Below are 25,811 nucleotides of genomic sequence, written 5' to 3'. Positions count from 1 at the left end.
TATGGGCCCCGATGACCGCCGAACGCCCTGCCCCTGTTGACCCAGAATCACCCCTGGTCATGGATAGCCAGGGCCAGCCGCGGTCGCGGCTTTACGGCGACATCTACTTCTCCACCGAGGATGGCCTGGCCGAATCACGGACGGTCTTCCTGCAGGGCTGCGGCTTGCCCGAACGCTGGGCCGGACGCCGGAGCTTCACCGTCGGGGAACTCGGCCTGGGATCAGGCCTGAACATCCTGGCCCTTCTGGAGCTTTGGACGCGGACGAGACCGGCAGAAGGTCGTCTGCATATCTTCTCAGTGGAAGCCCATCCCCTCACCGCCACAACAGCCGCAGAGGTCTTGTCCGCCTGGCCAGAACTGGCTGAGCTGGCGGACCTGCTGACCTCCCGGTGGCCCGGACAACGTCGGGGCTTTCATCGGGTAGACTTGCCTGAGTTGAATACCGTCATGGATGTGGCGGTGATGAGCGCCGATGCGGCCTTGAGCGCCTGGAGCGGTCAGGCTGACGCCTGGTTTCTCGACGGGTTCTCCCCGGCCCTCAATCCGGACATGTGGCGCGATGACCTCCTGGCGAAGGTCGCGGCCCGGACAGCGCCCGGGGGCCGGCTGGCCACATTTACGGTTGCCGGTGCCGTCCGCCGTGGCCTGGCGGCCACTGGGCTGGAGGTGGCCAAGCGCCCAGGCCATGGGCGCAAACGCGAGCGCCTGGAGGCCTGGCGTACCGATGCGGCAGCGGATGAGCCGACGGCCCCCCGGGTCGCGGTGATCGGCGCTGGCATCGCCGGGGCGGCCATGGCGAGGGCCCTGCGCGCGCTTGGTGCCCATGTCGACGTGCTGGACGCCCACGGGCCAGGGGCGGGCGCCTCGGGCAATGCCGCCGCCCTGGTGACCCCGCGCCTGGACGCTGGCCTTGGTCCCTTGGCCGGGCTGTTCGCCCAGGCCCTGGACCGCGCGGTGGGGCTTTATGCCGACCTTCCGGGTGCGGTGCTGAGCGAGGGCGTGCTGCAGCTGGCCAGGCAGCCCCGCGACCCGGCGCGATTTGCCCAGATTGCGGCCTCGAACCTGTTCGAGCCGAGTGCCCTGCACACCCTGACGGCGGCGGAGGCTACGGCTTGGGCGGGCCCACCCGTGGGCGAGGGGCTCCTCCAGGCGAGTGCGAAGGTGGTGCGGCCGAGCGCCATTCTAGAGGCCTGGCTGGGTCCTGTCCGCGCGGTGGAGATTACCGGACTGGAACAGGTCGACGAGGGCCTTATCCTCAGGGGCCCGGAGGGTGCAGAGATCTGGCGGGGCGCTGCCGTGGTGGGGTGTGCCGGAGCCCAGATGAAGGCCCTGGTCGACAGCCTGCCGCTGTCGCCGGTGCGGGGTCAGATATCCCTCGCGCCAGGCCTCTCATCCCCTGGCATCGCCTGGGGGGGATATGTGGCTCAAGCCCCTGAGGGGCTGGTCTTTGGCGCCACCCATGTCCGGGATGACACAGGCGACGATGTCCGCGATCACGAGCATCAGACGAACCTCGATACCCTGGCCGAGGTGATGCCTGACCTGGCGGCTAAGGCCGGTGGCGGCTCCCTTGAAGGCCGCGCGTCAGTGCGGGCGGTCACCCCCGACCGGCTGCCCCTGGCGGGGAAAACTGAGATTCAGGGGCTCTATGTGCTGGGCGGCCTAGGATCGCGGGGGTTCTGCCTGGCTCCGCTGCTGGCAGACCATGTCGCGGCGATGATCGCCGGCTCGCCCTCGCCCCTGCCCCGGGAGATGGCCGATCTGGTGGATCCTGACCGGTTTCGGCGGCGGGCCTTGAAACGATCGGGCGGGCGGCCCGATTGAGGCCATGTTCGGCGCTCAGTCTGCCCTCAATCTCGACATCGGATGGAGCCGATCATGCCTGTGTCCCGCCTCACCCCAGTGTTTGTCGCGTTCAGCTTGGCCACGGTCGCCCTGAGTGCCTGCGCGCCCACTTCAGCGGGGGGAAACGCCCCGGGGTCTGGCGATACGGTCTCTGGGCCTCGGGAGTGTTTCTTCACCCGCAACGTCACCGGCTTCAGCGCCCCCGATGATCAGACCCTCTACCTCCGGGTCGGGGTGCGCGATGTCTATGAGATGGCGCTGTTTGCCCCCTGTCCGGACATCGACTGGACCCACCAGCTTGGGGTGGTCTCCCGTTCGGGATCGAGCGTTTGCCGGGGCTCAGACGCCACCATCATCTCACCAGGCCCCCTCGGGGCGCAGCGGTGCATGGTCCGGGCGGTGCGCAAGCTGACGCTCACCGAGGTCGAGGCCTTGCCCAAGGGTCGCCGCCCCTGAACGGAGCGGTATAGGCCATGGCCCCAAATGAAATCGGCGCCGCCCGAAGGCGACGCCGATCGAGATGTGCGACCCGGCGGCTAAGCCGCCGGGCTGCGATTTCGCGCCTTAGAAGCGCTGCTTGACGCCGATCTTGAGGGTACGGCCCAGCGGGTTACCGTTGGTGTAGTCGTAGTTGTACATCGACTGCGCAAACGGCGGGTCGGTATCCAGGAGGTTCTGGATGCCCACATTCACGGTGCTGTTCCAGGGCAGGTCGTACTGCAGGTTCAGGTCGTGCTGCCAGAAGTCGTCGGTCTTGCCCACATCCACGAAGGTGGCCGAGGCGCGGTCATAACGGCAGGCGGCGCTGGCGCCGCTGGCCGGGCAGGGGGCACCGATCTGCTGGGTGCCTTCACGATACTGGAGCTGGTAGCGCAGGTTCCAGTCGCCGCCGTTCACATTGATGAACCCGGTCGCCCGGAGCCGCGGGTAGGAATAGAACTCCGCCACCAGTTCATGACGGCCGACACGGTCCTGAGCCGCTTCGATGATCACATTGTCAGCCCCGAAGAGGGTGAAGGCGCCGCGGTCATAGGTGAGCAGATAGGTGCCGTCGACGCCCATGGAGACGCGGGCGTCCAGCATGTCAGTGCCGAAGAAGTCGTCGAAGTCGTACTGGGCCTTGAAGTCGAGACCCGAGGTCTTGGTTTCGGGACCATTGACGATGAAGCGGCTGACGCTGAGCGTGTTTGCCGCCGAGCAGGCACCGTCAAAGATGAAACGGGCCACGATCGCCGGATTGGCGCAGTTCAGGGACGCAAAGATCGCGTTGGTGGGCTCCAGGACCAGTTCTTCTTCGAAGTCGAACCGGAAGTAGTCCACCGTGGCCTTGAAGGCACCGGCGTCGAGGATGACACCGAGGTTGTAGGTAGTGGCAGTTTCCGGCTGCAGGCCTGGGTTGTTGCCGGTCACGACGGCGCGGTAGCTGCCGCCGATATTGGCCACGCCCTTGCTGCTGCCCGGAGAGACAGAAGCCTGAGCCGGAGCGCGGAAGGTGGTGCCCGCCGAACCGCGGAAGGCCAGCCAGTCGGTGGCCTGCCAGCGCGCCGAGATCTTCGGGTTGGTGGTGGCGCCCACCTGACCGCCGAACTCTTCGTGGCGAACGGCGGCGCTGATCTCGAAGTCGTTGGTGAAGGGCAGACGGACTTCGGCGAACAGGGCCTCGACGTCCCGATCGACATCCAGGTCTTCCTGGGCGCCGAAGAACACGAAGGGACCGACCGGATCGGAGCAGAGCGGCAGACCATCGTCGATGGAGTCGACGCAAGGCGTTGCCTTCACATCGCCCAGGCCTTCCCAGTCTTCCCGGGTCCGGTTGTAACGGAACTGAGCGCCGGCGGCCCAGGCGATGGCGCCGCCACCCAACTCAATGCCGGTCTGGCCGTTGAACACCAGGTCAGCCACCAGCAGGTCGTTGGTGTTGACGTTGGTGTAGGTGCCATACATCCACTCCACCAGAGCGGCGTTGTTCAGGACGGCAGGATTGGCACCGCCGCGATAGAACGGGTTGTTGGCCCCATTGACCGCGCTGACCGCGATGCTGTTGGTGAAGGGGTTGAAGTAACGGCAGGCCCCGACGCCAGCGACACCCGTGGCCGGATTACAGCCCGGACCGCCCAGACCGTTCAAGGCATGCTGGATACGGTTCACCAGCAGGTCGTTGGTCGTGACCGTGGACTCAACATTCATATAGGTCAGGGACGCATCCCAGCCGATGCCATTGCCGAACTCACCCTTGAAGCCGCCGGAAACCCGGAACGAATTGTTCTGGATGTCCTGATAGTCGGCACCATCGGGATTGGTCGGATGACCGGCATGGGCGATCGCCCGCCAGAAGGCCCGCGCCATGGTGACGCCGCCGCCCATGGCCGCGCATTGAGCCGCCGTAAGCGGGGCCGCGCAGGTGGTGCGCAGATCGATAAGACCCGGGTTGGAGGCCGGCACGAAGTAGGGCACCTGGCCGTTGAAACCACGGGGCGCCGTCGAGCCTGAGGTGCCGCCCGCCGAGATCGGGGTCGGGAACTGTGTGGTCAGGTTGGCCGGGGAGATGCGCTGGTTCGGCACATCGGTGCGCTTCCAGGCCACTTCGCCGTGGAAGCTGACCGTGTCGGTGAGGTCGAAGTTCAGCTCGCTAAAGAGCTGGTAGTGATGCTCCTCGTTCACCAGGTCGTTGAAGGCCGAGAACTGGAAGCGGCAGACGCTGCCGATGGCCGTGCTGCTGGTCGGAACAACCCCGGCGGTAAGCTGGCCACCCAGTTCGTTACAGCCATTATCGCGGAAGAAGGTCGTGCCGCCCGGGGTACCGTAGTAGCCAGGGTTCGACGAACCCGACCAGCCGCCGTAGAACACGGCGTCCATGGGCGTGCGGGCCCAGGAGCGATCGTTGATGTCCAGACGCGAACGGGCGCGGTAGCCGGCGGTGACCAGGACATTGCCTCGGTCGAACTGGCTGCCCCAGGCGACGTCAAGGGTGTAGTCCCCGTCAGAGCCGTCAATGAACATGTAGTCGGCGTCGATTTCGAAGCCGTCCAGATCCTTGCGGGTGATGAAGTTGACCACGCCGCCGACGGCGTCGGAGCCGTAGGTCGCCGCAGCGCCGTCCTTCAGGATTTCGACCCGGCCGACAGCGGCGGTGGGCACGAAGCCGAGGTCCTGACCACCGCCCTGGAAGGCGGCCTGGGTGGAGTCGGCCAGACGCCGGCCGTTCATCAGGACCAGGGTCCGCGACGAGCCGAGGCCGCGCAGGTTGATGGTCGCGGTGCCCGCGCCGCCGTTATAGCGGTTGCTTTCGCCGATGGCCGACTGCGAGGCGCTGATCGACTTCACCAGCTGGACCACGCTGGGCGAGCCCTGGCGTTCCAGTTCAGCCGCGCCCAGGACGTCCACCGGCAGGGCGGCGTCTTCCGGGGTGCCGGCGATGAATGAACCGGTGACGACGACTTCTTCGACCACCGTGGCCTCTTGAGCGGCCGCCGAACCGACAGCCCCCATAGCCAAGGCGACGGCCATGACCGAGCCGCCGCAGAAATATGAACGTTTCAACATTGGTTTCCTTCCCCCTCTTGGCGCCGATCCCCTTATGGAATGAGGATTTTGACCCGTGAGCAAAAACGATAATCCGGCACCTTTTGCAAAAGCGCCAGAATTTTTTCAAGGCTGACAGATAACCAGACTCTCTGACCCGAGCGCAAGGTTCTCGCGTGAATCCCTTAGGGGTGCTGGGTTTGTAAGCATACCTGCACCTCGACAAGACTTTGCGGGCGAGGGCTGGACCGCGCCTGAAAAACCCTAATCGGGGCGATTAGCGCAAGACACGCCCCCGGTTTCCGCAACGGAAGCTAAAATCCGGCCCTCTGCCGCAGCTGACGGCGTCTGTTTTGACAGTCCCGTGATTTCGGTGGGGACGCGTTTGTCGGTGGGCGCGATGGGCCCTTCCGGAAGGTCTCAGCCACGGGGCAGGGCGAATCAGATGGGCTGCGTAACCGGTCTCGTCTTATCTCGAGAGGACAGGGCCTCGAGAGAACAGGGCCTTGAGAGGAAAGGGCCTTGAGAGGAAAGGGCCAGGAATGGTGGTGGATGCAGTGAGGAGCTCACTTGTCTCCGCAGCGGCGCTTAAAAGCGCCTTGCTTCGAGTTCGATCACGCCCGGCTCAAATGCTCCCCGCGGGGTTCGCAGGTTTCGGCTTCTAGCGATGTCTTCGCGGACGAACAGTCCATTGCTGTTGACGATGAGCGGCCTCCCAATCACCTCAGGATCTGAGAAGTACTCGCGCCCATGAAGAACCGTGTAAGAATGGCCGCAGATCGGACAAGTTTTCACGTGTCCTTCAGTGGCAAGAAGAACGGGCGGCCGACGCTCGTGAATCGTCGACCATCCCGAGACAACTTCGCCCTTCTCGCGAAGAACGCCTAGTCCAATACGTTCTTCGTCTATGAGATCGCGAATCTCGTCGAGCCAGCTGTGCGCGACGAGCTGGACAACATAGTCGCACGTCCAGTTGAGTTCATCGCGGACGTTTGGCGCTTCGGCGATATCAACATCGAGCGCGAGGAGGCCGGCGTTCTTGTGGAGACCACCATCGGGCGAGGTGCAGACCCATTCTGGAAGCGGGACCGGCCTGCCATCGAAGAAGGCCTCAACATAGGACGATCGATCCAATGAGACACAGTCAGCCGTCTCGGTATCGTACCATAGCCAGCGCTGGATGGGTGGATCTGTAGGGGGCATAGGCGAAGCTCGATTATGGGGAGGGCGGGGACGCGGAAGCCTTACCTTTCACCAGGGCCTCGTCCAGGTACCTCGATACCTTCGTTCCATTCTTGCGGTCGAACTCCCGAGTCACCCTCCGCAGGATCGCTATGGCCTCGTCCTGCATTCCGGGGTTTTCTGCGAAGTACTCTGCCCAATTCCCTATGCCGCCTCCCCGCCCCCCGACGCGCGGAAAGCCGGCCGCTTTGAGTTCTGCTGCCAGATCACGATGCAACATTGTATGCAGGCTCTGGTGGAGTCGTGCCAGGTCCTGCTTGGCGGGGCCACCAAGGAACTTTGCCCAGGCGCGATGGCCCTGCACCATCCCTCGGACAATGTCCGGTCCTATCGTGTAACCGAGGCCTTTGACGATCTCTCCTGCAAGCCCTCCGCCTATCATGAAGTCGAGGACACCAGTGGTGATGTCAGTCAGGTCGCCCGCGACGCCACCCCAGTCGAACATGCGCGACCATTCGCCGAACTCGAACGGACCTGTCGTGCGCCAGCCGGGAATCGCGTGGAGTTTGCCATCAGGCCCCCGCCGAAAGACCTCCGTGCGGGAGGGCTCCAACTCGCCGGGCTGACGGCCTGCGATCCAAATCCCGTGACGCGGCGACCGGGTTACGGACGCCTGTTGACTGACCTCGCTGGGAGTGGCCGGCTGCTCCGGCCGGTAGGACATCGATCGAACCGACGGTGCCGCCGTCGAGAAGTCGACGCTGGATGGCGGGTGGCTCGCAAGTATCGGGGACAGCGGAACCGGCCACGACCCGCCTGCCGGCGAGTATGGGGAAAGGGGAGCGGGCTGGCTCCCTTCATCCTTCCGACCGCGCGCTGGCGAGGGCAGGGGGACCGGTCTGGCCCCGCCATTCGCGCCTGGGGTCTCGTCTCGTCGCCATCCGCTCGGCCCGCCGGCATGCCAGGTGGAGGTCCACCCTGGGTCATCCTCGCTGAACCCGATATAAGTGTTGATCGAAGCGCCTCGCGCGCCGTGCGATGGTTCCCCGGCTGGGCGAAAGGCCGATGGCGGCTGGGCTAGGTGCTGTGGGGCGAAGAACGCCTGGTAGCGTGCGTCCGCCGCGGCTCGTTGTCTTCGCTCAACATCGTCGGGCGAGCGAAGGTACCATCGTCGCAGTGCCTCACCTTCCAAGTCTGCAGGACTGACATCTCTCCACGCCATGCGCGCTCTCCATCAAGGCATGACGTCGCACCGCCTGCTCGGACGGTTCAGCGACATCTGGGATTCGCGGGAAGACGGTGATCGTGACGTGCGTTGGCTCGGCCGCACTTACTCACCGCAACAAAAGCCTATTGAAAATGCGCGGTAACGTCAAGAACAAAACAAGAACATACAGCGCCGTCCTGGGGAACTAGGACAGTTACGAAGCGATGGCGACAAAACTTCCTGATCACCTGTCCGATGAGGGGGGATACAGGCAATAAGGATTGACGGCTCGGTTTCGGATAACGAATCCGGCTCCTGGTAAGTCAGAATCGGCGAAACCTACACTCTCGCAATAGGCTCAGAGACCATGGTGCGAGTTTGGCTGGTCTTGCGCTGATCAGCCCTAACGGAGAGCCGAAATTCAGCGGCGCATTCCGCTCATGCCGCGGAGAAGTCGGGACAATTTCAAGTGTCTAAGGCTCACCCCGAAAAGTGTAGGGGTGAATGGTGGACGCGACAGGGATTGAACCTGTGACCCCCTCGATGTCAACGAGGTGCTCTCCCGCTGAGCTACGCGTCCATAAGGGCGGCCCCTTTTGGGGGGGACGGGAAGGGCGGCGGTATAACGGGCGGCTTGTCCCTGTGCAAGGGCTGAAAGCCGCCACAGGGATGCCGGCCTCAGGCGGCCATCATCCGCTCCACCTCAGCGACGATCTCGCGCAGGTGGATGGGCTTGGAGAGGACCTTCGCGCCGGCCGGCGCAGAGTCCCCCGCCGCCAGCGCCACGGCGGCAAAGCCGGTGATGAACATGATGCGCAGGGACGGATTACGGGCCGCCGCCAGTCGGGCCACCTCGATGCCATCCATGCCGGGCATGACGATGTCGGTGAGCAGCAGGTCCCAGTTCTGATCCAGGACCGAGGCCGCCTCCTCCCCGTCAGCGCAGGCGCGCACCTCATAGCCGGCCCGTTCCAGGGCCCGGGCCAGGAAGCCGCGCAGGGAGTCGTCGTCCTCGGCAAGAAGAATGCGGGGCATGGGCGCGTCCAGGGCATCGTCTTTCATAGGGGCGACCATAGGGGTGGGTTTGTAAATCCCCGATGAACTGCCGCCCCGATCCGTTTGACCCGGCGCCCGGCGCATCGTCATATGCGCGCCATGTCCGCGGTAGAGCCCCTTGATGTCGCAGAGCCGGCCGCCCTGGCGCCGGCGGGCTTTCAGGTGCGCCGCGCCGGGGGTCCAGACGCCCCGCCACCGACCCCGATAATCTTCGCCTCCCCCCATTCCGGCCGGCTCTATCCGGACGATATGATGTCGGCCGCCCGACTGGACGCCAAGGCGATCCGGCGATCCGAGGATGCCTTTGTGGATCAGCTGGTAGACGCCGCCCCGGCGGCCGGCGCGGCCCTGATCACCGCCAATTATGCGCGCGCCTATATAGATGTGAACCGCGACGCCTTTGAGCTCGATCCGGCGATGTTCGCCGACGCCCTGCCGGACTTCGCCCGCAGCCGCACCGCCCGGGTCGCCGCAGGCCTCGGCGCCATCGCCAAGGTGGTGTCCGAAGGCCAGGAGATCTACGCCCGCAAGCTGACCTTCGCTGAGGCGCAAGGGCGGATTGACCGGGCGCATCGCCCCTATCACACAGCACTCAACCAGCTGATCACCGAGGCACAGGCGGCCCACGGGGTGGCCATTCTGGTGGACTGGCATTCCATGCCCACCGCCGCCGCCAAGGCCGCCGGGGCCGGCGGCTGCGACATGGTGCTCGGCGACCGGTTCGGTGCCTCCTGCGCCAACAGCCTGACCCGTCTGGTGGAGGTGGAGCTGGAGGCCCGCGGCTACCGGGTGGTGCGCAACACCCCCTATGCCGGCGGCTACACCACCGAACACTATGGCCGCCCGGCCCGCGGGGTGCACGCCCTGCAGATCGAGCTGAACCGGGCACTGTATCTGGATGAGGCCGCCCTCACCCCGACCGCCGGCTTCAATCGCCTGCAGGCCGACATCGCCGCCCTGAGCGTCAGATTGACCGGGCACGACTGGTCCGCGCTCACCTAGCCCCCCTGGCGAAGGCCAAAAAAAAGGCCGCGCTAAAAAGCGCGGCCAGTTCATTAGGGAGGAAACGCCCAGGAAGGGCAGAGACGTCCGGAGACGCCTCACGGTCAAAATCTACGGTGCGCCGCAAAAAAGAACAAGGGAAAAAATGTCGCAACCGCGAACATATTGGGGCCTAGAAGGGTAAGATTAGCGTTTTCAATGGCATGATGCGGCGCGCTCACGGGTGATTTCGTGTTGCAACGCACAAGGGGCGGGCCGATTCCGACCTGCCTGTGACCAGTTCGCGCTAGCCGTGGGGCGTCTTGTCCCCTAAAAGCCGCCGCTTCCGGAAAAGGTTTCCCATGTCGCTGCGCAACATCGCCATCATCGCCCACGTTGACCACGGTAAGACGACCCTCGTCGACCAGCTGCTCGCCCAGTCGGGCGTGTTCCGAGCCAATGAGGCGACCGTCGAGCGCGCCATGGACTCCAATGACCAGGAGCGCGAGCGCGGGATCACCATCCTGGCCAAGTGCACCAGCGTGCTCTGGAACGGCAAGGCCGGCGAGACCCGTATCAACATCATCGACACCCCCGGCCACGCCGACTTCGGCGGCGAGGTGGAGCGGATCCTGGGCATGGTGGACGGCTGCGTCCTGCTGGTGGACGCCGAAGAGGGCGTCATGCCCCAGACCAAGTTCGTGCTCGGCAAGGCCCTGAAGATGGGCCTCAAACCGATCCTCTGCCTGAACAAGGTTGACCGGCCGCATGCCGATCCCGACCGTATCCTGAACGACGCCTTCGACCTGTTTGCGGCCATGGGGGCCACTGACGAGCAGCTGGACTTCCCGCACATCTATGCCAGTGGCAAGAACGGCTGGGCGACGCTGGACATGGCCCAGCCCAATGACACGCTCGCCCCGCTGTTCGACATGATCGTCGAGCACGTGCCCGAACCCAAGGCCGTGGCGCGCCGGGACGAGCCCTTCCAGATCCTGTCGGTGCTGATTGAAAGCGATCCGTTCCTTGGCCGCCTGCTGACCGGGCGCATCGAGTCGGGCAAGGCGACGCCAGGCCTGGCCATCAAGGCCCTGTCGCGGGACGGCAAGGAAATCGAGCGCGGCCGCATCACCAAGGTGCTGGCCTTCCGCGGCCTGAAGCGCCAGCCCATCGACGACGCCGAGGCCGGTGACATCGTCGCCATCGCCGGCCTGTCCAAGGCCACCGTGGCCGATACCCTGTGCGCGTTGGATGTGACCGAGGCCCTGCCGGCCCAGCCCATTGACCCGCCGACCATCTCCATGACCGTCTCGGTCAATGACAGCCCGCTTGCCGGCCGCGAAGGCGACAAGGTCCAGAGCCGGGTCATCGCCGCCCGCCTGCTCAAGGAAGCCGAGTCCAACGTCGCCATCCGAGTGACCGAGACCAGCGAGAAGGACGCCTATGAGGTCGCCGGCCGTGGCGAACTGCAGCTGGGCGTGCTGATCGAAGGCATGCGCCGTGAGGGCTTTGAAGTTTCCATCAGCCGTCCCCGGGTGGTGTTCCAGCACGATCCGGAAACCGGCGAACGCCTTGAGCCCATCGAGGACGTGATGATCGACGTGGACGATGAGTTCTCCGGCGTGGTCATCGAGAAGCTCTCGGCCCGCAAGGCGGAGCTGAAGGACATGGGTCCGTCAGGCGCGGGCAAGACCCGCATCAGCCTGATGGCGCCGTCCCGCTCGCTGATCGGCTATCAGGGGGAATTCCTCACCGACACCCGCGGCTCCGGCGTACTGAACCGCGTGTTCAGCCACTATGAGCCCTATAAGGGTGCCATCGATGCCGGCCGTAAGGGCGTGCTGGTGTCCAACTCGGACGGCGAAACTGCGGCCTACGCCCTGTGGAACCTGGAAGAGCGCGGCACCATGTTTGTGGGCGGCGGCGAGAAGACCTACCAGGGCATGATCATCGGCGAAAACTCCCGGTCCGACGACCTGGATGTCAATCCCATGAAGGCCAAGCAGCTGACCAACGTCCGGGCCTCGGGCAAGGACGAGAGCATCCGCCTCACCCCGCCCCGGCGCCTGACCCTCGAACAGGCCATCGCCTATATCGAGGAAGACGAGCTGGTCGAGGTGACGCCGAAGAACATCCGCCTGCGCAAGAAGGTCCTGAACCCGAGCTTCCGCAAGAAGCGCGTCAAGGAAGACTAGGCCGCCCAAGGCCCGGAGCGACGATCGGGATCGTCCCATGCCTGACGCCACCTTTGCAGCCCTGCCGACCACCATCTTCGAGGAGATGAGCGGACTGGCGCGGGCGCATGGGGCGATCAATCTGGGCCAGGGCTTTCCCGACGATCCTGGGCCTGAAGCCCTGCGCCGCAAGGCGGCCGAGGCAGTGCTGGATGGCTACAACCAGTATCCGCCCATGGCCGGCCTGCCAGAACTGCGGGCCGCCGTTGCCGCACATTATCACCGCACCCAGGGGCTCACCTTCGATCCCACCACCGAGGTGGTGGTCACCTCAGGGGCCACCGAGGCCCTGGCGGCGGCCTTCCTGGCCCTGATCGAGCCCGGCGACGAGGTGATCGTCTTCCAGCCGCTCTATGACGCCTATCTGCCGCTGATCCGGCGGGCTGGCGGCATACCCAAACTCATCTCGCTATCCCCGCCCCACTGGCGGTTCACCGGGGCCATGATTGAGGCGGCGATCACGCCGAAGACCCGGTTCCTGGTGCTGAACACCCCGGTCAATCCTACCGGCGCGGTGGTGCCGGACGAGGACTTAAGCCTGCTGGCCGAAATCTGTGTGGCCCACGATCTGATCGCCATCTGCGACGAGGTCTGGGAGCAGGTGGTGTTCTCTCCCGCCGTCCATCGCCCGCTGTTGACCTATCCAGGCATGGCCGGACGCTGCGTGAAAATCGGCTCAGCGGGCAAGATGTTCGGGCTGACCGGCTGGAAGGTGGGCTTCATCTGCGCCGCAGCCCCCCTGGCCCGTCTGCTGGCCAAGGCCCACCAGTTCCTGACCTTCACCACACCGCCGAATCTGCAGGTCGCCGTGGCCTTCGGTCTGGAGACCCTGGACGACTGGTGGACGACGATGCCGGTCAGCCTGGCTGCCAGCCAGCAACGCCTGGCCAGCACCCTTGAGGCCGAGGGCTTTTCGGTCCTGCCCTCACAAGGCACCTATTTCATCAATGTCGACCTGGCCGCCTCCGGGGTCACCATGGCCGACCGGGACTTCGCCCTTCTGGCGGTGCGTGAGGCCGGCGTGGCCACCATCCCGGTCTCGGCGCTTTATGAGACTGACCCGGTCACCACGATCCTGCGGCTCTGTTTTGCCAAGTCTGACGCCACCCTGGACGAGGGCGCACGGCGGCTGGCCAAGGCCCGGGACCTAGCGTCTCAGACCCTGGCGGGGCGCTCCATATAGACATCGAGGTCATCGCGGCCGGTGACCGTAAAGCCCCGGCGCTCATAGAGGCGCTGGGCATCGCTCTGGCGTAGCACCGTCAGGATCACCCGGGCGCCGGCGGCATCGGCCTCCGCCAGCAGGCCGTCCAGTATGGCCGTCCCCAGGCCCCGCCCCTGCCAGCGGGGATCAAGGTAAAAGTGCTCCAACTTCAGGACGCCGGCCTCAACCGCATGGAAGGCGACGCAGCCGGCCATTTCCCCATCCACCAGGATGAGCCGGGTGGTTTCGGGGCGATAGGTGTCGGCGAACCAGACCCTGGCCCGCTCCGGATCAAAGCGGCCGATGCGGTTGAAGCTGTCGGCCATCACCGCCAGCCGCAGGTCGGTCAGGGCCGCCAGGTGTTCGGGCCCGGCCGGTGTGAAAACATAGGCCGGAACGCCCATGCTCAGCAGGTGGCACCGCCGTCGACCACGATCGCCTGACCGGTCAGCCAGCCCCCGGCCCGGGAGGCCAGGAAGACCGCCGCCCCGGCGATGTCGTCGGGCTCGCCCAGGCGGCGCAGGGGATTGTTGGCGCTGGAGCGCTTTTCGGCTTCGGGGGTGTCCCACAGGGCCTTGGCGAAGTCGGTCTTGACCAGACCCGGCGCGATGCAGTTGACGCGGATGTTGTCGGGCCCGAACTCCACGGCGAGGTTGCGGGCCAGCTGGAAGTCGGCGGCCTTGGAGATGTTGTAGGCGCCAATGCCGGTGGAGCCGCGCAAGCCGCCGATGGACGAAATGATGATCACCACCCCATCCTTACGCTCCCGCATCTGCGGCGCCGCCATCTGGATCAGCCAATTGTTGGCGATGATGTTGTTGTCGAGGATCTTGCGGAAGGCGTCGTCGCCGATCCCGGCCATGGGCCCGAAATAGGGGTTGGTGGCGGCGTTGCAGACCACGATGTCGATCTTGCCGAAGGCCTTGTTGGTCTCGTCCACCAGCCGCTGAAGATCCTCTTTCGAGGAGATCGAGGCCGGCACGGCGATGGCAGCACCGGGGTGCTTTTCATTGATGGCCGCAGCCACCTCATCGCAGGGCCCAGCCTTGCGCGAGGAGATCACCACCTTGGCACCATGGTCGGCCATGCGTTCGGCGATGGCCTTGCCGATGCCCCGGGAGGATCCGGTGATCACCGCGACCTTGCCGGTGAGATCAAACAATTCCATGGCGCGTTTCCCAGACTGCGGGGCGCGTTGGCCCCTGAGACAATGTCCTTATGAGTGGGCGTCATTTGCGGCGCCCCCCGAGGTGGGGTCAAGCCGGCCGGGGTGGGATCAGGCGCACAGGGGCCGCCCGCCCATGTCCAGGTGGAAGTGATCCTGGTGGGCCTCGTTGTAGTCCGGCGACAGAGTGGTCAGGAACACCTTGCAGGCTCCGTCCCGGACCTGACGCAGAAAGACGCCCTTCGGCCCCGGATCATCCCAATGGTCCTTGAGCCGCACCACCTGCCCATCGGCCAGGCGGAAGCCGGATACATCCAGGGCATTGGCGCTGGCGTGTTCGCTGGGGGGCCCGGCCTGCTGGTTGTAGATCCGGCGACAGGAAAAGGCACCGTAGTGCTCTACCGCCACCACCGCCTGGCCAAGGGTTTCAAACGCGGCAGGCTGCACCACCTGCCGTTCCCAGATGGCCACGGCCAGGGCCTGTTTGCAGGTCATCACCACGTCAGTGGGCGCCAAGGGGGCCATGCCGCCGGTGAACTGCAGCGCGTCCTTCACCGAGCAGAACCCGTCCTCCGTCTCCGGTGCAATCTGATAGGTCAACCCGCCCTTGGCCAGCACCGCCCGGCAGGCGCCCGCGTCCTGGCCGGTACGGGCGGCCTTGGCCCGAGTGGCGGCGCCTACGGGGTCAATGACGCTGAGCGGCGTCCACGGCAGGTGCTGATCGGGAATGGACCGTTCGGCAACAAGCGCCAGCGCCAGGAGCAGAATCCACAACATCGCCAGCCCCACCAGACGCGCGATCAGGGTCTGACGGCGGGCATGGGCCTCCACCTGCGGATGTCGGGGTGCGCGATAGCCGGCCATGGTCCTTGATGCGGGCGTCGGGGGTCTGAGCCCGACCTTACCCCCTGCCTCCACCTGAGGCGAGGCCTGGACGCCCGCACCAATGTTCAGGGACAAAGCGCCCTGACCTGCCCAAACTGGAACGAAAGGTGCAGGGGTTTCGGCGACGGATGGGGACAGGATCACGCTGCCCCCTTGCGGCGGGGCGCTGCAAGTCGCACGTTCCGACCCACTGATGAATCTAGGAGAGCGTAATGGGTTTCCGTCTCGAAGATGACGACGACGACGAAAAGGGCCGCCTTCCCGACATGCCAATGACCTCGGGACCGGTGCAGAACGCCCTGTTCAAGTCGCGCACGGTCCTCATCTTCGGCGAGATCGATATGCGGCTGGCTGAGCGCGTCTCCGCCCAGCTGCTCGCCCTGGCCTCGGACGGCAAGGGCGACATCAAGGTCTTCGTCAATTCCCCCGGCGGCCATGTGGAGAGCGGTGACACCGTCCACGACATGATTCGCTACTGTGGACCGCAGGTGAAGGTGATCGGCACAGGCTGGGTAGCCAGCGCCGGTGCCCACATCTTCCTGGGTGCCACCAAGGAAAACCGCTTCTGTCTGCCCAACACCCGGTTCCTGTTGCACCAGCCCATGGGCGGCGTGCGGGGCCAGGCCTCGGACATTCAGATCGAGGCCCAGGAAATCGTGAAGATGCGTGAGCGGGTCAACCGCATCATCGCCCGCGAGACCGGTCAGACCTACGAAAAGGTGGTCCAGGACACCGAGCGGAACTTCTGGATGAACGCCGAGAAGGCCGTCGAGTACGGGCTGGTCTCGAAGATCATCGAGAACGCGACGGCGGTCTGACATGGCCCCCTGGTGGAAGGGGGCGGTGGTCTACCACATCTACGTCCGCAGCTTCTTCGACAGCGACGGCGATGGCCATGGCGACCTTGCGGGCGTCATGGCCAAGCTGGACTATCTGAAGAGCCTCGGCGTGGACGCAATCTGGCTCTCCCCCATCCACCCTTCGCCCAATCGGGACTGGGGTTATGATGTCTCCGACTATGACGACGTCCACCCCGACTATGGGTCAGTGGAAGATTTCCAGGCCCTGACGAAGGCCGCCCATGGCCTGGGCCTGAAGGTTCTGCTGGATGAGGTCCTGGCCCATACCTCAGACGAGCACCCCTGGTTTACCGCCAGTCGGGATGAAGGCCCTGAGGGGGACAAGGCCGACTGGTATGTCTGGGCCGATCCCGCCGATGACGGAACCGCGCCCAACAACTGGCTGAGCGTCTTCGGCGGCCCAGCCTGGGCTTACCAGCCCGCGCGTCGGCAGCACTATCACCACAAATTCCTGCGTCAGCAGCCCAAGCTGAACTGGCGACAACCCCAGGCCAAGGCCGCCGCCCTCACGGTGCTGGACACCTGGCTCTCCCGTGGGGCAGACGGCTTTCGCCTGGATGTGGCCAACGCCTTCCTCCATGACGGGGCGCTGCGGGACAATCCCCCCATACCGGCGGCCGACCGGGATCGGGCAGCCTGGGCCCATGCCAGCGATATGCAGCGGCACCTGTTCGACGCCAATCTGCCAGAGACCATTCCCCTGCTGGACGAGGTCCGCCGCCGGGTGGAGGCGCACGGGGCCGACCGCTTCGTGTTTGGCGAGTTCTCCGAGGAAGAGGCGCGGTGCGGGGCCTATGGCGCGCCCGATGAGGGGCTGCACTCGGCCTATACCTTCGTCCTTCTGAAGGCGCGGCGGATGACCGCCCAGCTATTCAAGGATCACTGCGAAACCCTTGCGGCCCACCCGCAGCACTGGCCGACGATCTCTTTTTGCAACCACGATGTGCCCCGGACCGTCACCCGGCTTGGGGGTCCAGAGGCCGGAGCGTCGGTGGCCCGGCTGATGCTGGCCCTGCTGATGGCCCTGCGGGGCACCATCCTCTTGTATCAGGGCGAAGAGCTTGGCCTTCCGGAGGCCGAGCTGTCCCGTGGGGAGCTGCGCGATCCGGTGGGGGACCTCTACTGGCCCATCGCCAAGGGGCGTGATGGGGCGCGGACGCCCATGCCCTGGCGATCCGACGCCGTACATCTGGGCTTTTCCAATGGCGCGGCCTGGCTGCCTGCCGCCGAAAGCCACCGCCCCCTGGCCGTGGACCGACAGGAGCTGGATCCCAAGTCCACCCTGGCCTTCGCCCGGCAGATGATCACCCTGCGCAAAGCCTCCCGGGCCTTGACCCACGGGGACATCGAGATCCTGGACACACCTGAGCCGGTGCTCGCCTTCCTGCGGCGCCATGAGGGCCAGACCATTGCCTGTGTGTTTAACTTGAGCGGACGAACCGCCCGGGCGGAACATCCGCGTCTGACCGGTGGGGAAGTGTTGCCCGTGTCCTCAGGCGACTGTGAAGCCCTGCCGGGCGGACTGGCCCTCGGGCCCCACGCCTGCCGCTTCCTCAAATGCCCTTGAGGACATCATGCCTGTGAGCGACGCCACAGACCTCAGCCCCCCGCCAGTCGGTCCCGGCCAAGGCGCTCTGACCGATGTCTGGCATTTTGCCGCAATGGCCCGCGACCTGCGACCGGGCAAGCTGCAGCGGTTTGAGATCCTGGGGGAACCGATCCTTATAGGACGGGGTCGTCAGGGCGCAGTCTATGCCGTCCGTGACATCTGCCCGCACCGGTCCGCACCGCTCTCAGCGGGCAAGCTGACCACCGAGGCCAATGGCCGCGAGAGCGTCGAGTGCCCTTATCACGGCTGGCGCTTTGGCCTGGACGGCGCCTGCACCGCCATTCCCTCCCTGGTGGCCGACCAGGCGATGGATGTGAGCAAGATCCGGGTTCGGCGTTATCCGGTGCGTGAAAGCCAGGGCCTGGTGTTCATCTGGTTCAGCTCTGACCCCCGCTTTGATGGTGAGCCGGAAACCGCCCCGCCGGTCCTTCCTGGCGTGGCTATGGGTAAGCCCAAGCGGGTCGGGCAGATGATCCTCGACACCCCTTTTGCGCGCGCGGCTTTGGATCTGAAGGACACCCCCCGTGTGCCGGACAGCCGTCCCTATGCCATCCTGGGCAGGCGGCCTCAAATGGAGGTCGCCTTCGGCGCGCCGGGCTTACGTTGGGCGCACGTGACTGTGGGCAAGCGCCAGGTCCTGTCCTTGACCTGCCTGACGCCGATCACGGCACACCAGACCCGACAGACAGAGGTCCTCTGGTCAGATCATCCAGCCTTCTGGCTGCTGAAGGCCTGACCGGCGGATTGGAAGGTCATGGGCCTCAGAGCGCCTGGCCCGGGGGCTCCACCAGCTCGATGGGGGCAAAGCCGCCCTGGATCGTCCAGTTGACGCGGGCCCCCAGCTGAGCGGCAAGCGCCATGGGGTCGGCCCGCTCAAAGGGCGTACGCGCCGCCTGGGTGTGGGTGAGGGTCAACTGCAGGATCGGGTGGCGCTCAAAGAGTCCGGTCCGAGGATCGCGGAGGTCCCCATGGACCACCACCTCGACCGCGTCGAGGGGCAGGAACCCCAGCATTTCGACAGCAAACCGCAGGGCTACAGCACAAACATTGGCCCCCTGCATCTGATGACGGCGACCTAGAGGCGCGGGGCGGAACATGGCGCGGCCCTGAGGCAGACGCTCAGCCTCCTCGGCTGGCATGGCCGACAGATCGAGGGCTTCAATCATGATCTGGAGATGGCCCTTGGCCGGCGAGACGAAGCGGAAACGCTCCACCGCCGAATAGACCTCGGCGAGCCGGGTGTGCTCGGCCAGGGACTCATTGATCGTGCGCATGTCGAGCTCGGCGAGCTTACAGGCGTAGTCGATCTCCGCATTGTGGACCTGGGCTTCGCGCCAGGCCTTGCGGTAGGCCTGTTCGTCCTCGCTGGCCGCTTCGGCGACCCTGGCCGCCAATAGACGGCGCTTGTCACGGTCGGCACCGAACAGCTGGGCCAGCCAGCCGGGGCGATAAGCGTGGAACGCCTGACGGGCCTCAGCCTCCCGCTCATGGGTGCGGACAATATTGATGCGCGGGCGGGCGGCTACTACAGCCCAGTCCCGGGGACGATAGGCCACACGGTGGCAATGCACCAGGCTAGCCACCCTGGCGGCAAGGGCCTCAGCCTCAGCGGCCGGACCCACACGCCCCTCTTGGGTGCCGCCAAAACGCGCCTGTTCAGCCTTGGCCTGAGCCGCGCGCTTTGCCTCACGCTCGATCCGGTCCATGGTAAGATCGATCGATTGATCGGGGCGCGCGCTGTCCATCCAACTCTCCTGCCATCTTCCACAATAGGCGTGGCTTCAGGGTCACCGTCGAATATCCGCGTTATTGAGCCTTTAATGCCCTCATTCCTGAACGCCGGCGTTGAAATCGCCTTTGATGATTTACCCCCCGCAGGTGAAACCCTCCGGACCATGATTTTGGTCCACGGCTTTGCGTCCAACCGCAAGGAAGGGTGGCGACGCACCGGCTGGTACGCCGCCCTGGAGCGCCGTGGGACCCGTTGCGTGGCCCTCGACCAGCGGGGCCACGGGGAGAGCCAGAAGCTCTACGATCCCGAATCCTATGGTCGCGAAGCCCTGGGAAGCGACATTATCGCGTTGATTAATCACCTGAATCTCGATCGGGTGGATCTGTTCGGCTATTCGATGGGCGCACGGACCGCCTTGGCCGCGGCCCTGGGGGCACCTGACCGGATCGCCAATCTGATTCTGGGGGGCGTCGGTGAGCGACTGCTTGAACCCCGGCTGGAAGGTGCGCCCATGGACTCCATGTCGCAGGCCATGCTGGCAGATGACCCTGCGTCAATCAGTCACCCCATGCTGCGCAGTTTCCGTCAGTTCGCAGATGAACAGGGGGAGGACCGCCGGGCCCTGGCGGCCTTTGTTCAGGCCAAAAACCCGCCCTTGGATGTCGACGCCATGGGCCAGCTGGAGATGCCCGTGCTTGTGGTCGCCGGACAGCGGGATGATGGGGCGGGCGACCCTGACGGCCTGGCCCGCGCCTTCCCCCATGGACGGGGCATCACCGTGGTCGGTTGCGACCACTTCTCGGCCATCCCCCACGCCCTCACCAAGGCAGCGACCTTCGACTTTCTGGACGGAATGCTGGACGATCCTTTCGGGGATCGCTTCTAGCCCGCTCAGCGCTGGCGGAAGCCTTAGCGTCCCAGGGCGTAGGGGCCGCCCCGGGCGATGGCCGCCTGATAGGCAGGGCGGGCGTGCAGCCGGTCAAGCCAGGCCTCAGCATTGGGGTATTTCGGCAGCAGCCCGAAGGCCCGGGCGACCTCGCCCACAAAGCTCATCTGGATGTCGGCGCCGGTCAGGGCCTGTCCCATGAGGTAATCCCGGCCGGCCAGAGCCTGGTCGAGATAGGACATGTGATTGTCGATCTCGCTGGCGATCCGCTCATGCAAGGGCCCACCTGCCTCGCCCAGGCGCATCACGTACATCTGCAGCATCAGCGGCAGCATGGCCGAGCCCTCGGCATAATGCAGCCACTGTAGATAGGCTTCGTAGTCCGCCCCACCGGTTTGCGGCTGCAGGCGGCCTGCCCCGTGATGGCGGATCAGATAGTCAATGATCGCGCCCGACTCATGCACCGTCGCGGACCCGTCGGTGATCACTGGCGACTTGCCCAAGGGGTGAATGGCGCGCAGCGCCTCAGGCGCGAGCCGGGTGGTCGCATCCCGGGCATAGGCCTTGATCTCATACTCAGCCCCCAACTCCTCCAGAAGCCAGAGAATCCGTTGCGAGCGGGATTCATTGAGATGGTGAACAGTGATCATGGCGGCTCCCCGGTTTGGCTTACATCGTATAGGGGTCGGGAGAGTACGTCGACCGACCGGGCGGAACCTGATCCATGATCCCAGACCTACCCCATGACCCCGTGGCGCGGCTTGCAGCCGCCGCCGATGCCGCCGAGACCTGTGTGGCCGAGGCCAGGGCGGCAGTGCTTGCCCGCCTGGCCCCCGACGGCCGCCTCGACCGCACAGCCCTGGACGACGGTCAGCATGCCGCCCACGGCCTGGCCTGGGCGGCGGCCTATGCCCAGACCCTGCGCCAGACCGCGACCTGGGCAGAGGCGCTTGAGTCCGCCGGCGACCTGAACGAGGCCAGTCTGCGACCTGCGCTGTTGCTGGCGCATGAGTATCTCAGCCAGCTGGCCGGCGGCCTGCCCATGAGCCAGGGGGAGATGGTCCGGCCGGCCGATCTGGGGTTCGATCCGACCCGCCTGACGCCGCTGATCGCCGACCTCGCCCCCCATGGTGGGTCGCCCGCCCGGGCCAGGATCGTGGCCCTGCTGGAGGCCACCCGCGGCCAGCCATCCCTGGAGGCCAGCGGCCTGGATGAAACCCATCAGGCGATCTTCGAGCAATTCAGTGCGTTTGCCCGGGACAAGATCACCCCCTTCGCCCACGGCTGGCACCTGCGCGACGAACTCATCCCCCTGCCTCTGATTGAGGAGCTGGCCCAGCTGGGAGTGTTTGGCCTCACCCTGCCCGAAGCCCACGGGGGTGCGGGGCTCGGCAAGGTCGCCATGTGCGTGGTCTCCGAGGCTCTGTCTCGGGGCTATATTGGCGTCGGGTCCCTGGGCACTCGCTCGGAGATCGCCGCCGAGCTGATCCTGGCCCACGGAACAGGTCCACAGAAGGCAGAGTTGCTGCCGGCCATCGCCTCAGGTGCCCTCTTGCCCACGGCGGTCTTCACCGAACCCGAGGCAGGCTCCGATCTAGGTTCCCTGCGAACCCGGGCAGAACTTCGGGATGGTGCCTGGCGCGTGACGGGGGCCAAGACCTGGATCACCCACGCCGCCCGCGCCGACCTGATGACCCTGCTGGTTCGCACCAATCCCGCCAGCCGCGACCACCGGGGCCTGTCAATGCTGCTGGCCCAGAAGCCCCGCGGGGACGACACCAACCCCTTTCCCGCCCCCGGCATGAGTGGCGGCGAGATCGCCGTGATCGGCTATCGGGGCATGAAGGAGTACGAGATCGCCTTTGACGGTTTCGCCGTCCCGGAGGATGCCCTGCTGGGGGCTCAGGAAGGTCAGGGCTTTTCCCAGCTCATGGCGACGTTCGAGTCGGCGCGAATCCAGACGGCCGCCCGGGCGATCGGGGTTGCCCAGAACGCCCTCGACCTGGCCCTGGACTATGGCCTGGCCCGCCGACAGTTCGGAGAGCCTCTGACCCGCTTCCCCAGAGTCACGGACAAGCTGGCCATGATGGCCGCTGAAATTCTCGGTGCCCGTCGGCTGGCCTGGTTCTCAGCCCGGGCCAAGGATGCAGGCCGGCGCTGCGATCTGGAAGCTGGCATGGCCAAGCTGACGGCGGCCCGCATCGCCTGGGCCTGCGCAGACAATGCCGTGCAGATTCATGGGGGTACGGGATTTGCCGTAGAACAGCCGGTCAGCCGTCTGCTCGCCGACGCGCGTATCCTCAATATCTTCGAAGGGGCCGGCGAGATTCAGGCCCAAGTGATCGCCCGCAGGCTCCTGGAGGGGGCAAACTGAAGCTCGAGAAGCTCAGGCTGCGGCCGAGGGGCGGAACCCCTCAGCGATAAGGGTGATCTGGCGTTCAAGGACCGCGCTCATCTGATCGGGTCCAGCCTGTTCCCAGGCCGCCAGTCGGTAGTTCCAGGCGTAGGCGGCCATCAAGGTGTCGACAATCAGCGCGATATCCGCCTCTTGGGTCACTTCGCCCCGTTCGCGTCCCTCGGCAATACAGTCGAAAATCATGCCCCTCAGCCGAGGATTGCGGCCGTAAGGCACGGCGTCGGACCCGGGTCGCCAGCTGTAGGCGGCCGCAATATGGGCCAGAAACAAGGGCGTACGCCGGGTCTCGAAAGCGTAGTGCAGGGCAAAAATCGACGACAACCGGTCAACCACCGACCCGCGCAGGTGCGGTGTGATGCGGTCGAGCTCGGCATAGAGATCCTCCAGCCGGTCCAGCATGACCTGGCTGAGCACCTCGGCCTTTGAGGCAAAGCAGGTGAACACGCTGCCCACCGCGACCCCGGCCTGGGTGGCGATCTCCCGCACAGTGGTTTCTTCGTACCCCACCGTCTCGAACAGGTCCCTGGCGGCGTCGAGCACGCGGCGGCGCGTCGCCTCCTTTTGGGTCTGGCGTTGATTCAATTTCCCCCCAAGCGCGCTCTGACGGCGCGTCCTGAAATGTTTCCCATTCACAGGAGACCCGGCATGGGCTCCGGTAGCAAGCCACTTTCCCTGGGGGGAGTTCACCGTGCCGCTCTCCTACCCCCGGCGAGCGCCGGCCAGGATCACCCGGATCTGATCCCGGGATCGGGCCTGCAGCGCTTCCAGGCTCCAGCCGCCAAACACCGCATGGGCATAGTTGGCCAGGTAACTGTCAAACAGCATCTGGCTCCGCAGCTTGATCTCGCATTCCTGGGATAATTCGCCGCGTTGAACGCCCAGCGCCAATTGTTCGGCGAACAATTCGACCGTGTCCTGCATGGCTGGAAGCTCTCTGAGGGCAGGGCCGGTGTCACAGGACCAGGATAGGCCAAGGGCCGCCCGGACCAGATGAATCTGACCGCGATAGAAGGTGTAGCCTGCGCCAAACGCCTTCAGCAGGGCGTCATCCACGGTCCGCCCCCGGGCTGCGGCCTCATTCATGGCCTCCAGCACGGCGGCCATGTCGAAAACCATGATCTCGCGGAAGAGCTCCGACTTGTCGGCGAAATTCGCGAAAACCGCACCGGTGGACATGCCGGCCGAGGCGGCAATGTCCCGGATGGTCGCCCCCTCATAGCCCTCCGTGCTGAACAGCTCCCGGGCGGCAGCAAGCACCTTGGCCCGGGTTTGCTGCTTGGCCATGGCCCGCCGGGTGGGCATGCGGACGCGGGTTTCGGCCTGGCTATCGACCTCAGCGACGTGCTTCATCTTTGTCTCAACTCCAGATTGCCGTGGTGGGGGAGACCAACGGCGATGGCGTCCGAGTACGGCCCCTGGGGGGAGCCAGGTGGTCGTGGGACGCTGGTTTTCGGCCAGAACGCAAAGCACCCAGGGCACCCTAAGGCAACACTTTCAGCGAATGCGTTCAACAACTCGACTTAGAATTCCTTGGGTCGAGGGGATAACGGAAATAGGCAGCCGGGGGGGCGCGACGGGTTGTCGCAGACAAAACATGTGCAGAAACGAGGTGTTAAGCGTGAAATTTTTGGCCGGGTAGAAACGACGGTGGAAAATGAATTTCGTTGAATTCGATCAATGAATATCGCAACTGCGAGTCGACATCAGTTTCGTGCAATTGCGGGCAGACGCCCTACATTGGCTGTGACGCTTAAGCAATTTGATGACAGGCCATGACCCAGATCTTCGCCCTGCTGATCCCCGCGAGTCTGCTCGCTGTGACATTGACCTTGGGCGTGGGCATTTTTGCGCTGTTCCGGGGCGGCGACTTCGGACGGTCCTATTCCAACAAACTTATGCGACTTAGGGTCGTTCTCCAAGCCGCAGCTGTCGCCATCCTTGTGGCCGCCGTCTGGTGGCGCAACACCTACGGCGGGTAGACCCACCATGGTCGTCCTCAACCGCATCTACACCCGAACGGGCGATCAAGGTGCCACCCGCCTGGCCAACGGCGAAGAGGTGTCCAAGACGGATTTGCGCGTGGAGGCCTACGGATCCGTCGATGAGACCAATGCGTGCCTGGGCCTGGCTCGCCTGCACACTGCGGGGGATGTTCTGTTGCACCCCCTGCTCGAGCGCATTCAGAACGATCTCTTTGACCTCGGGGCTGATCTCGCCAATCCGCCGGTGGACAACGAGGACCCCGCCCGGGTTCTGCGGGTCACCGAGGGTCAGGTGACGCGGCTTGAACAGGAAATCGACCAGATCAATGCAGATCTGGCCCCGTTGAACTCGTTTGTGCTGCCCGGGGGAACACCGGCGGCAGCCGCCTTGCATCAGGCCCGGACGGTTTGCCGCAGGGCAGAGCGCGCCGCCATCAGCCTGGCCCTTACGGCACCGGTGGCGACCCCGGCCCTCAAGTACCTGAACCGCCTGTCCGACCTGCTGTTCGTGGCTGCAAGGCGGGCCAATGCCAACGGCGCGCTTGATGTGCTCTGGACCCCCGGTGCCACCCGGGGCTGACGCCTCAAGGGACCGGCGCGGACGTGGCGGCCTCGGCTGCCGCCGCCTCAGCGGCCTGACGTTCGGGGATGGTCCGACCTGTGATGTCGGAGATCAGCACCGGGCGGGCGCACACCCGACCATCGGGATCCCACCAGTCACCCTGGGCCTCGCAGCGCTCCTGCGGCCACACAACATGGGCCTGATAGGCGAAGATGCCGACCAGACAGAGCGCGAAGACTCCGGCAAAAATGTACTTCAGGCGTTCAATGGTGCGGCCCATCGGATAGCTCATTGTCGGTCATTTTCTCCGTGGCTGGGGTCGACATTGGCGCAAAATGCCCCATGTCCCTGTCTTGCAAACCGCGCGGGAAACGTTATGCCCCGTGCGTCCCATTCTTACGCAATGCGAATTTGAGGCTTTCATGAAGGTGTTGGTCCCGGTCAAACGGGTGATCGATTACAACGTCAAGCCCCGGGTGAA

At 65.3% G+C, this 25,811-nt stretch carries 24 protein-coding genes and 1 tRNA gene; 12 read left to right on the top strand and 13 right to left on the bottom strand.

Annotated elements, in window-relative coordinates:
* Positions 1-11: 11 nt before the first annotated feature.
* Together mnmD and MH112_RS14635 are read left to right on the top strand one after the other, a co-directional pair.
* Positions 12-1,826, top strand: a complete 1,815-nt coding sequence (gene mnmD, locus MH112_RS14640; RefSeq protein WP_296569226.1) for a tRNA (5-methylaminomethyl-2-thiouridine)(34)-methyltransferase MnmD — start codon at positions 12-14, stop codon at positions 1,824-1,826.
* 54 nt (positions 1,827-1,880) lie between these two features.
* A complete protein-coding gene (locus tag MH112_RS14635) occupies positions 1,881-2,303 on the top strand; it encodes a DUF6491 family protein (protein ID WP_296569224.1) in 423 nt (140 codons plus the stop codon).
* 108 nt (positions 2,304-2,411) lie between these two features.
* On the opposite strand, the gene MH112_RS14630 is transcribed toward MH112_RS14635, so the two are convergent.
* From MH112_RS14630 to cpdR, 5 genes are all read right to left on the bottom strand, one after another.
* Positions 2,412-5,390 (bottom strand): TonB-dependent receptor, encoded by a 2,979-nt coding sequence (locus tag MH112_RS14630; RefSeq protein WP_296569222.1) that lies wholly within the window; start codon positions 5,388-5,390, stop codon positions 2,412-2,414.
* 567 nt (positions 5,391-5,957) lie between these two features.
* Positions 5,958-6,572 (bottom strand): hypothetical protein, encoded by a 615-nt coding sequence (locus MH112_RS14625; protein WP_296569220.1) that lies wholly within the window; start codon positions 6,570-6,572, stop codon positions 5,958-5,960.
* Positions 6,573-6,585: 13 nt separating this feature from the next.
* On the bottom strand, positions 6,586-7,056 hold the full coding sequence (locus MH112_RS14620; protein ID WP_296569218.1) for a hypothetical protein: 471 nt from the start codon (positions 7,054-7,056) through the stop codon (positions 6,586-6,588).
* Positions 7,057-8,263: 1,207 nt separating this feature from the next.
* Positions 8,264-8,338, bottom strand: a tRNA-Val gene (locus MH112_RS14615).
* 98 nt (positions 8,339-8,436) lie between these two features.
* Positions 8,437-8,793: a cell cycle two-component system response regulator CpdR gene (gene cpdR / locus MH112_RS14610; RefSeq protein ID WP_296569216.1), complete on the bottom strand. Its 357-nt coding sequence runs from the start codon at positions 8,791-8,793 to the stop codon at positions 8,437-8,439.
* A gap of 120 nt (positions 8,794-8,913) precedes the next feature.
* Between cpdR and MH112_RS14605 the strand changes: the two genes are divergently transcribed.
* The 3 genes from MH112_RS14605 to MH112_RS14595 all read left to right on the top strand — a co-directional run bounded on the left by MH112_RS14605 (position 8,914) and on the right by MH112_RS14595 (position 13,212).
* Positions 8,914-9,816, top strand: a complete 903-nt coding sequence (locus tag MH112_RS14605; protein WP_296569385.1) for an N-formylglutamate amidohydrolase — start codon at positions 8,914-8,916, stop codon at positions 9,814-9,816.
* Positions 9,817-10,157: 341 nt separating this feature from the next.
* Positions 10,158-11,990 carry a translational GTPase TypA gene (gene typA, locus MH112_RS14600; RefSeq protein ID WP_296569214.1) on the top strand — a complete coding sequence of 611 codons (1,833 nt, stop codon included), beginning with the start codon at positions 10,158-10,160 and terminating at the stop codon, positions 11,988-11,990.
* Positions 11,991-12,027: 37 nt separating this feature from the next.
* Positions 12,028-13,212, top strand: coding sequence for an aminotransferase (locus tag MH112_RS14595; protein WP_296569212.1), 1,185 nt, complete (start codon positions 12,028-12,030; stop codon positions 13,210-13,212).
* Here the strand turns inward: MH112_RS14595 and MH112_RS14590 are convergent.
* From MH112_RS14590 to MH112_RS14580, 3 genes are all read right to left on the bottom strand, one after another.
* A complete protein-coding gene (locus MH112_RS14590) occupies positions 13,185-13,637 on the bottom strand; it encodes a GNAT family N-acetyltransferase (protein ID WP_296569210.1) in 453 nt (150 codons plus the stop codon). The genes MH112_RS14595 and MH112_RS14590 overlap by 28 nt on opposite strands.
* A 2-nt stretch (positions 13,638-13,639) precedes the next feature.
* On the bottom strand, positions 13,640-14,401 hold the full coding sequence (locus tag MH112_RS14585) for an SDR family oxidoreductase (protein WP_296569207.1): 762 nt from the start codon (positions 14,399-14,401) through the stop codon (positions 13,640-13,642).
* Between the two features lie 108 nt (positions 14,402-14,509).
* On the bottom strand, positions 14,510-15,262 hold the full coding sequence (locus tag MH112_RS14580) for an extensin family protein (RefSeq protein WP_296569204.1): 753 nt from the start codon (positions 15,260-15,262) through the stop codon (positions 14,510-14,512).
* Positions 15,263-15,495: 233 nt separating this feature from the next.
* Between MH112_RS14580 and MH112_RS14575 the strand changes: the two genes are divergently transcribed.
* Genes MH112_RS14575 through MH112_RS14565 form a run of 3 tightly spaced genes read left to right on the top strand, consistent with a single transcriptional unit; the run spans position 15,496 to position 18,488 of the window.
* Entirely contained in the window at positions 15,496-16,101 is a 606-nt protein-coding gene (locus tag MH112_RS14575; RefSeq protein ID WP_296569203.1) for an ATP-dependent Clp protease proteolytic subunit, read from the top strand.
* A 1-nt stretch (position 16,102) separates the two neighbouring features.
* Positions 16,103-17,710, top strand: a complete 1,608-nt coding sequence (locus MH112_RS14570) for an alpha-amylase family glycosyl hydrolase (protein WP_296569201.1) — start codon at positions 16,103-16,105, stop codon at positions 17,708-17,710.
* A gap of 7 nt (positions 17,711-17,717) precedes the next feature.
* On the top strand, positions 17,718-18,488 hold the full coding sequence (locus MH112_RS14565) for a Rieske (2Fe-2S) protein (protein ID WP_296569186.1): 771 nt from the start codon (positions 17,718-17,720) through the stop codon (positions 18,486-18,488).
* A 25-nt stretch (positions 18,489-18,513) separates the two neighbouring features.
* Here the strand turns inward: MH112_RS14565 and MH112_RS14560 are convergent, their stop codons facing one another.
* Positions 18,514-19,497 (bottom strand): hypothetical protein, encoded by a 984-nt coding sequence (locus MH112_RS14560; protein ID WP_296569183.1) that lies wholly within the window; start codon positions 19,495-19,497, stop codon positions 18,514-18,516.
* Positions 19,498-19,572: 75 nt separating this feature from the next.
* Here MH112_RS14560 and MH112_RS14555 point away from each other — a divergent pair, with 75 nt between their 5' ends.
* Positions 19,573-20,370, top strand: a complete 798-nt coding sequence (locus MH112_RS14555) for an alpha/beta fold hydrolase (RefSeq protein ID WP_296569181.1) — start codon at positions 19,573-19,575, stop codon at positions 20,368-20,370.
* Positions 20,371-20,393: 23 nt separating this feature from the next.
* Here MH112_RS14555 and MH112_RS14550 read toward each other — a convergent pair whose 3' ends face one another.
* On the bottom strand, positions 20,394-21,020 hold the full coding sequence (locus MH112_RS14550) for a glutathione S-transferase (RefSeq protein WP_296569178.1): 627 nt from the start codon (positions 21,018-21,020) through the stop codon (positions 20,394-20,396).
* Between the two features lie 74 nt (positions 21,021-21,094).
* Between MH112_RS14550 and MH112_RS14545 the strand changes: the two genes are divergently transcribed.
* Entirely contained in the window at positions 21,095-22,744 is a 1,650-nt protein-coding gene (locus tag MH112_RS14545) for an acyl-CoA dehydrogenase family protein (RefSeq protein WP_296569176.1), read from the top strand.
* A 12-nt stretch (positions 22,745-22,756) separates the two neighbouring features.
* On the opposite strand, the gene MH112_RS14540 is transcribed toward MH112_RS14545, so the two are convergent.
* A complete protein-coding gene (locus MH112_RS14540; RefSeq protein ID WP_296569173.1) occupies positions 22,757-23,326 on the bottom strand; it encodes a TetR/AcrR family transcriptional regulator in 570 nt (189 codons plus the stop codon).
* A gap of 159 nt (positions 23,327-23,485) precedes the next feature.
* Positions 23,486-24,136: a TetR/AcrR family transcriptional regulator gene (locus MH112_RS14535; RefSeq protein WP_296569171.1), complete on the bottom strand. Its 651-nt coding sequence runs from the start codon at positions 24,134-24,136 to the stop codon at positions 23,486-23,488.
* Positions 24,137-24,558: 422 nt separating this feature from the next.
* Here MH112_RS14535 and MH112_RS14530 point away from each other — a divergent pair, with 422 nt between their 5' ends.
* Positions 24,559-24,765: a twin transmembrane helix small protein gene (locus MH112_RS14530; protein ID WP_296569167.1), complete on the top strand. Its 207-nt coding sequence runs from the start codon at positions 24,559-24,561 to the stop codon at positions 24,763-24,765.
* Between the two features lie 7 nt (positions 24,766-24,772).
* Positions 24,773-25,348 carry a cob(I)yrinic acid a,c-diamide adenosyltransferase gene (locus MH112_RS14525; protein WP_296569164.1) on the top strand — a complete coding sequence of 192 codons (576 nt, stop codon included), beginning with the start codon at positions 24,773-24,775 and terminating at the stop codon, positions 25,346-25,348.
* 4 nt (positions 25,349-25,352) lie between these two features.
* On the opposite strand, the gene MH112_RS14520 is transcribed toward MH112_RS14525, so the two are convergent.
* Entirely contained in the window at positions 25,353-25,622 is a 270-nt protein-coding gene (locus tag MH112_RS14520) for a hypothetical protein (RefSeq protein ID WP_296569162.1), read from the bottom strand.
* Positions 25,623-25,811: the final 189 nt, after the last annotated feature.

Source organism: Phenylobacterium sp., assembly GCF_022402485.1.
Classification (GTDB): Bacteria; Pseudomonadota; Alphaproteobacteria; order Caulobacterales; family Caulobacteraceae; genus Phenylobacterium.
The sequence above is the reverse complement of the archived record's forward strand: the minus strand, read 5'-3'. Positions and strand labels throughout refer to the sequence as shown.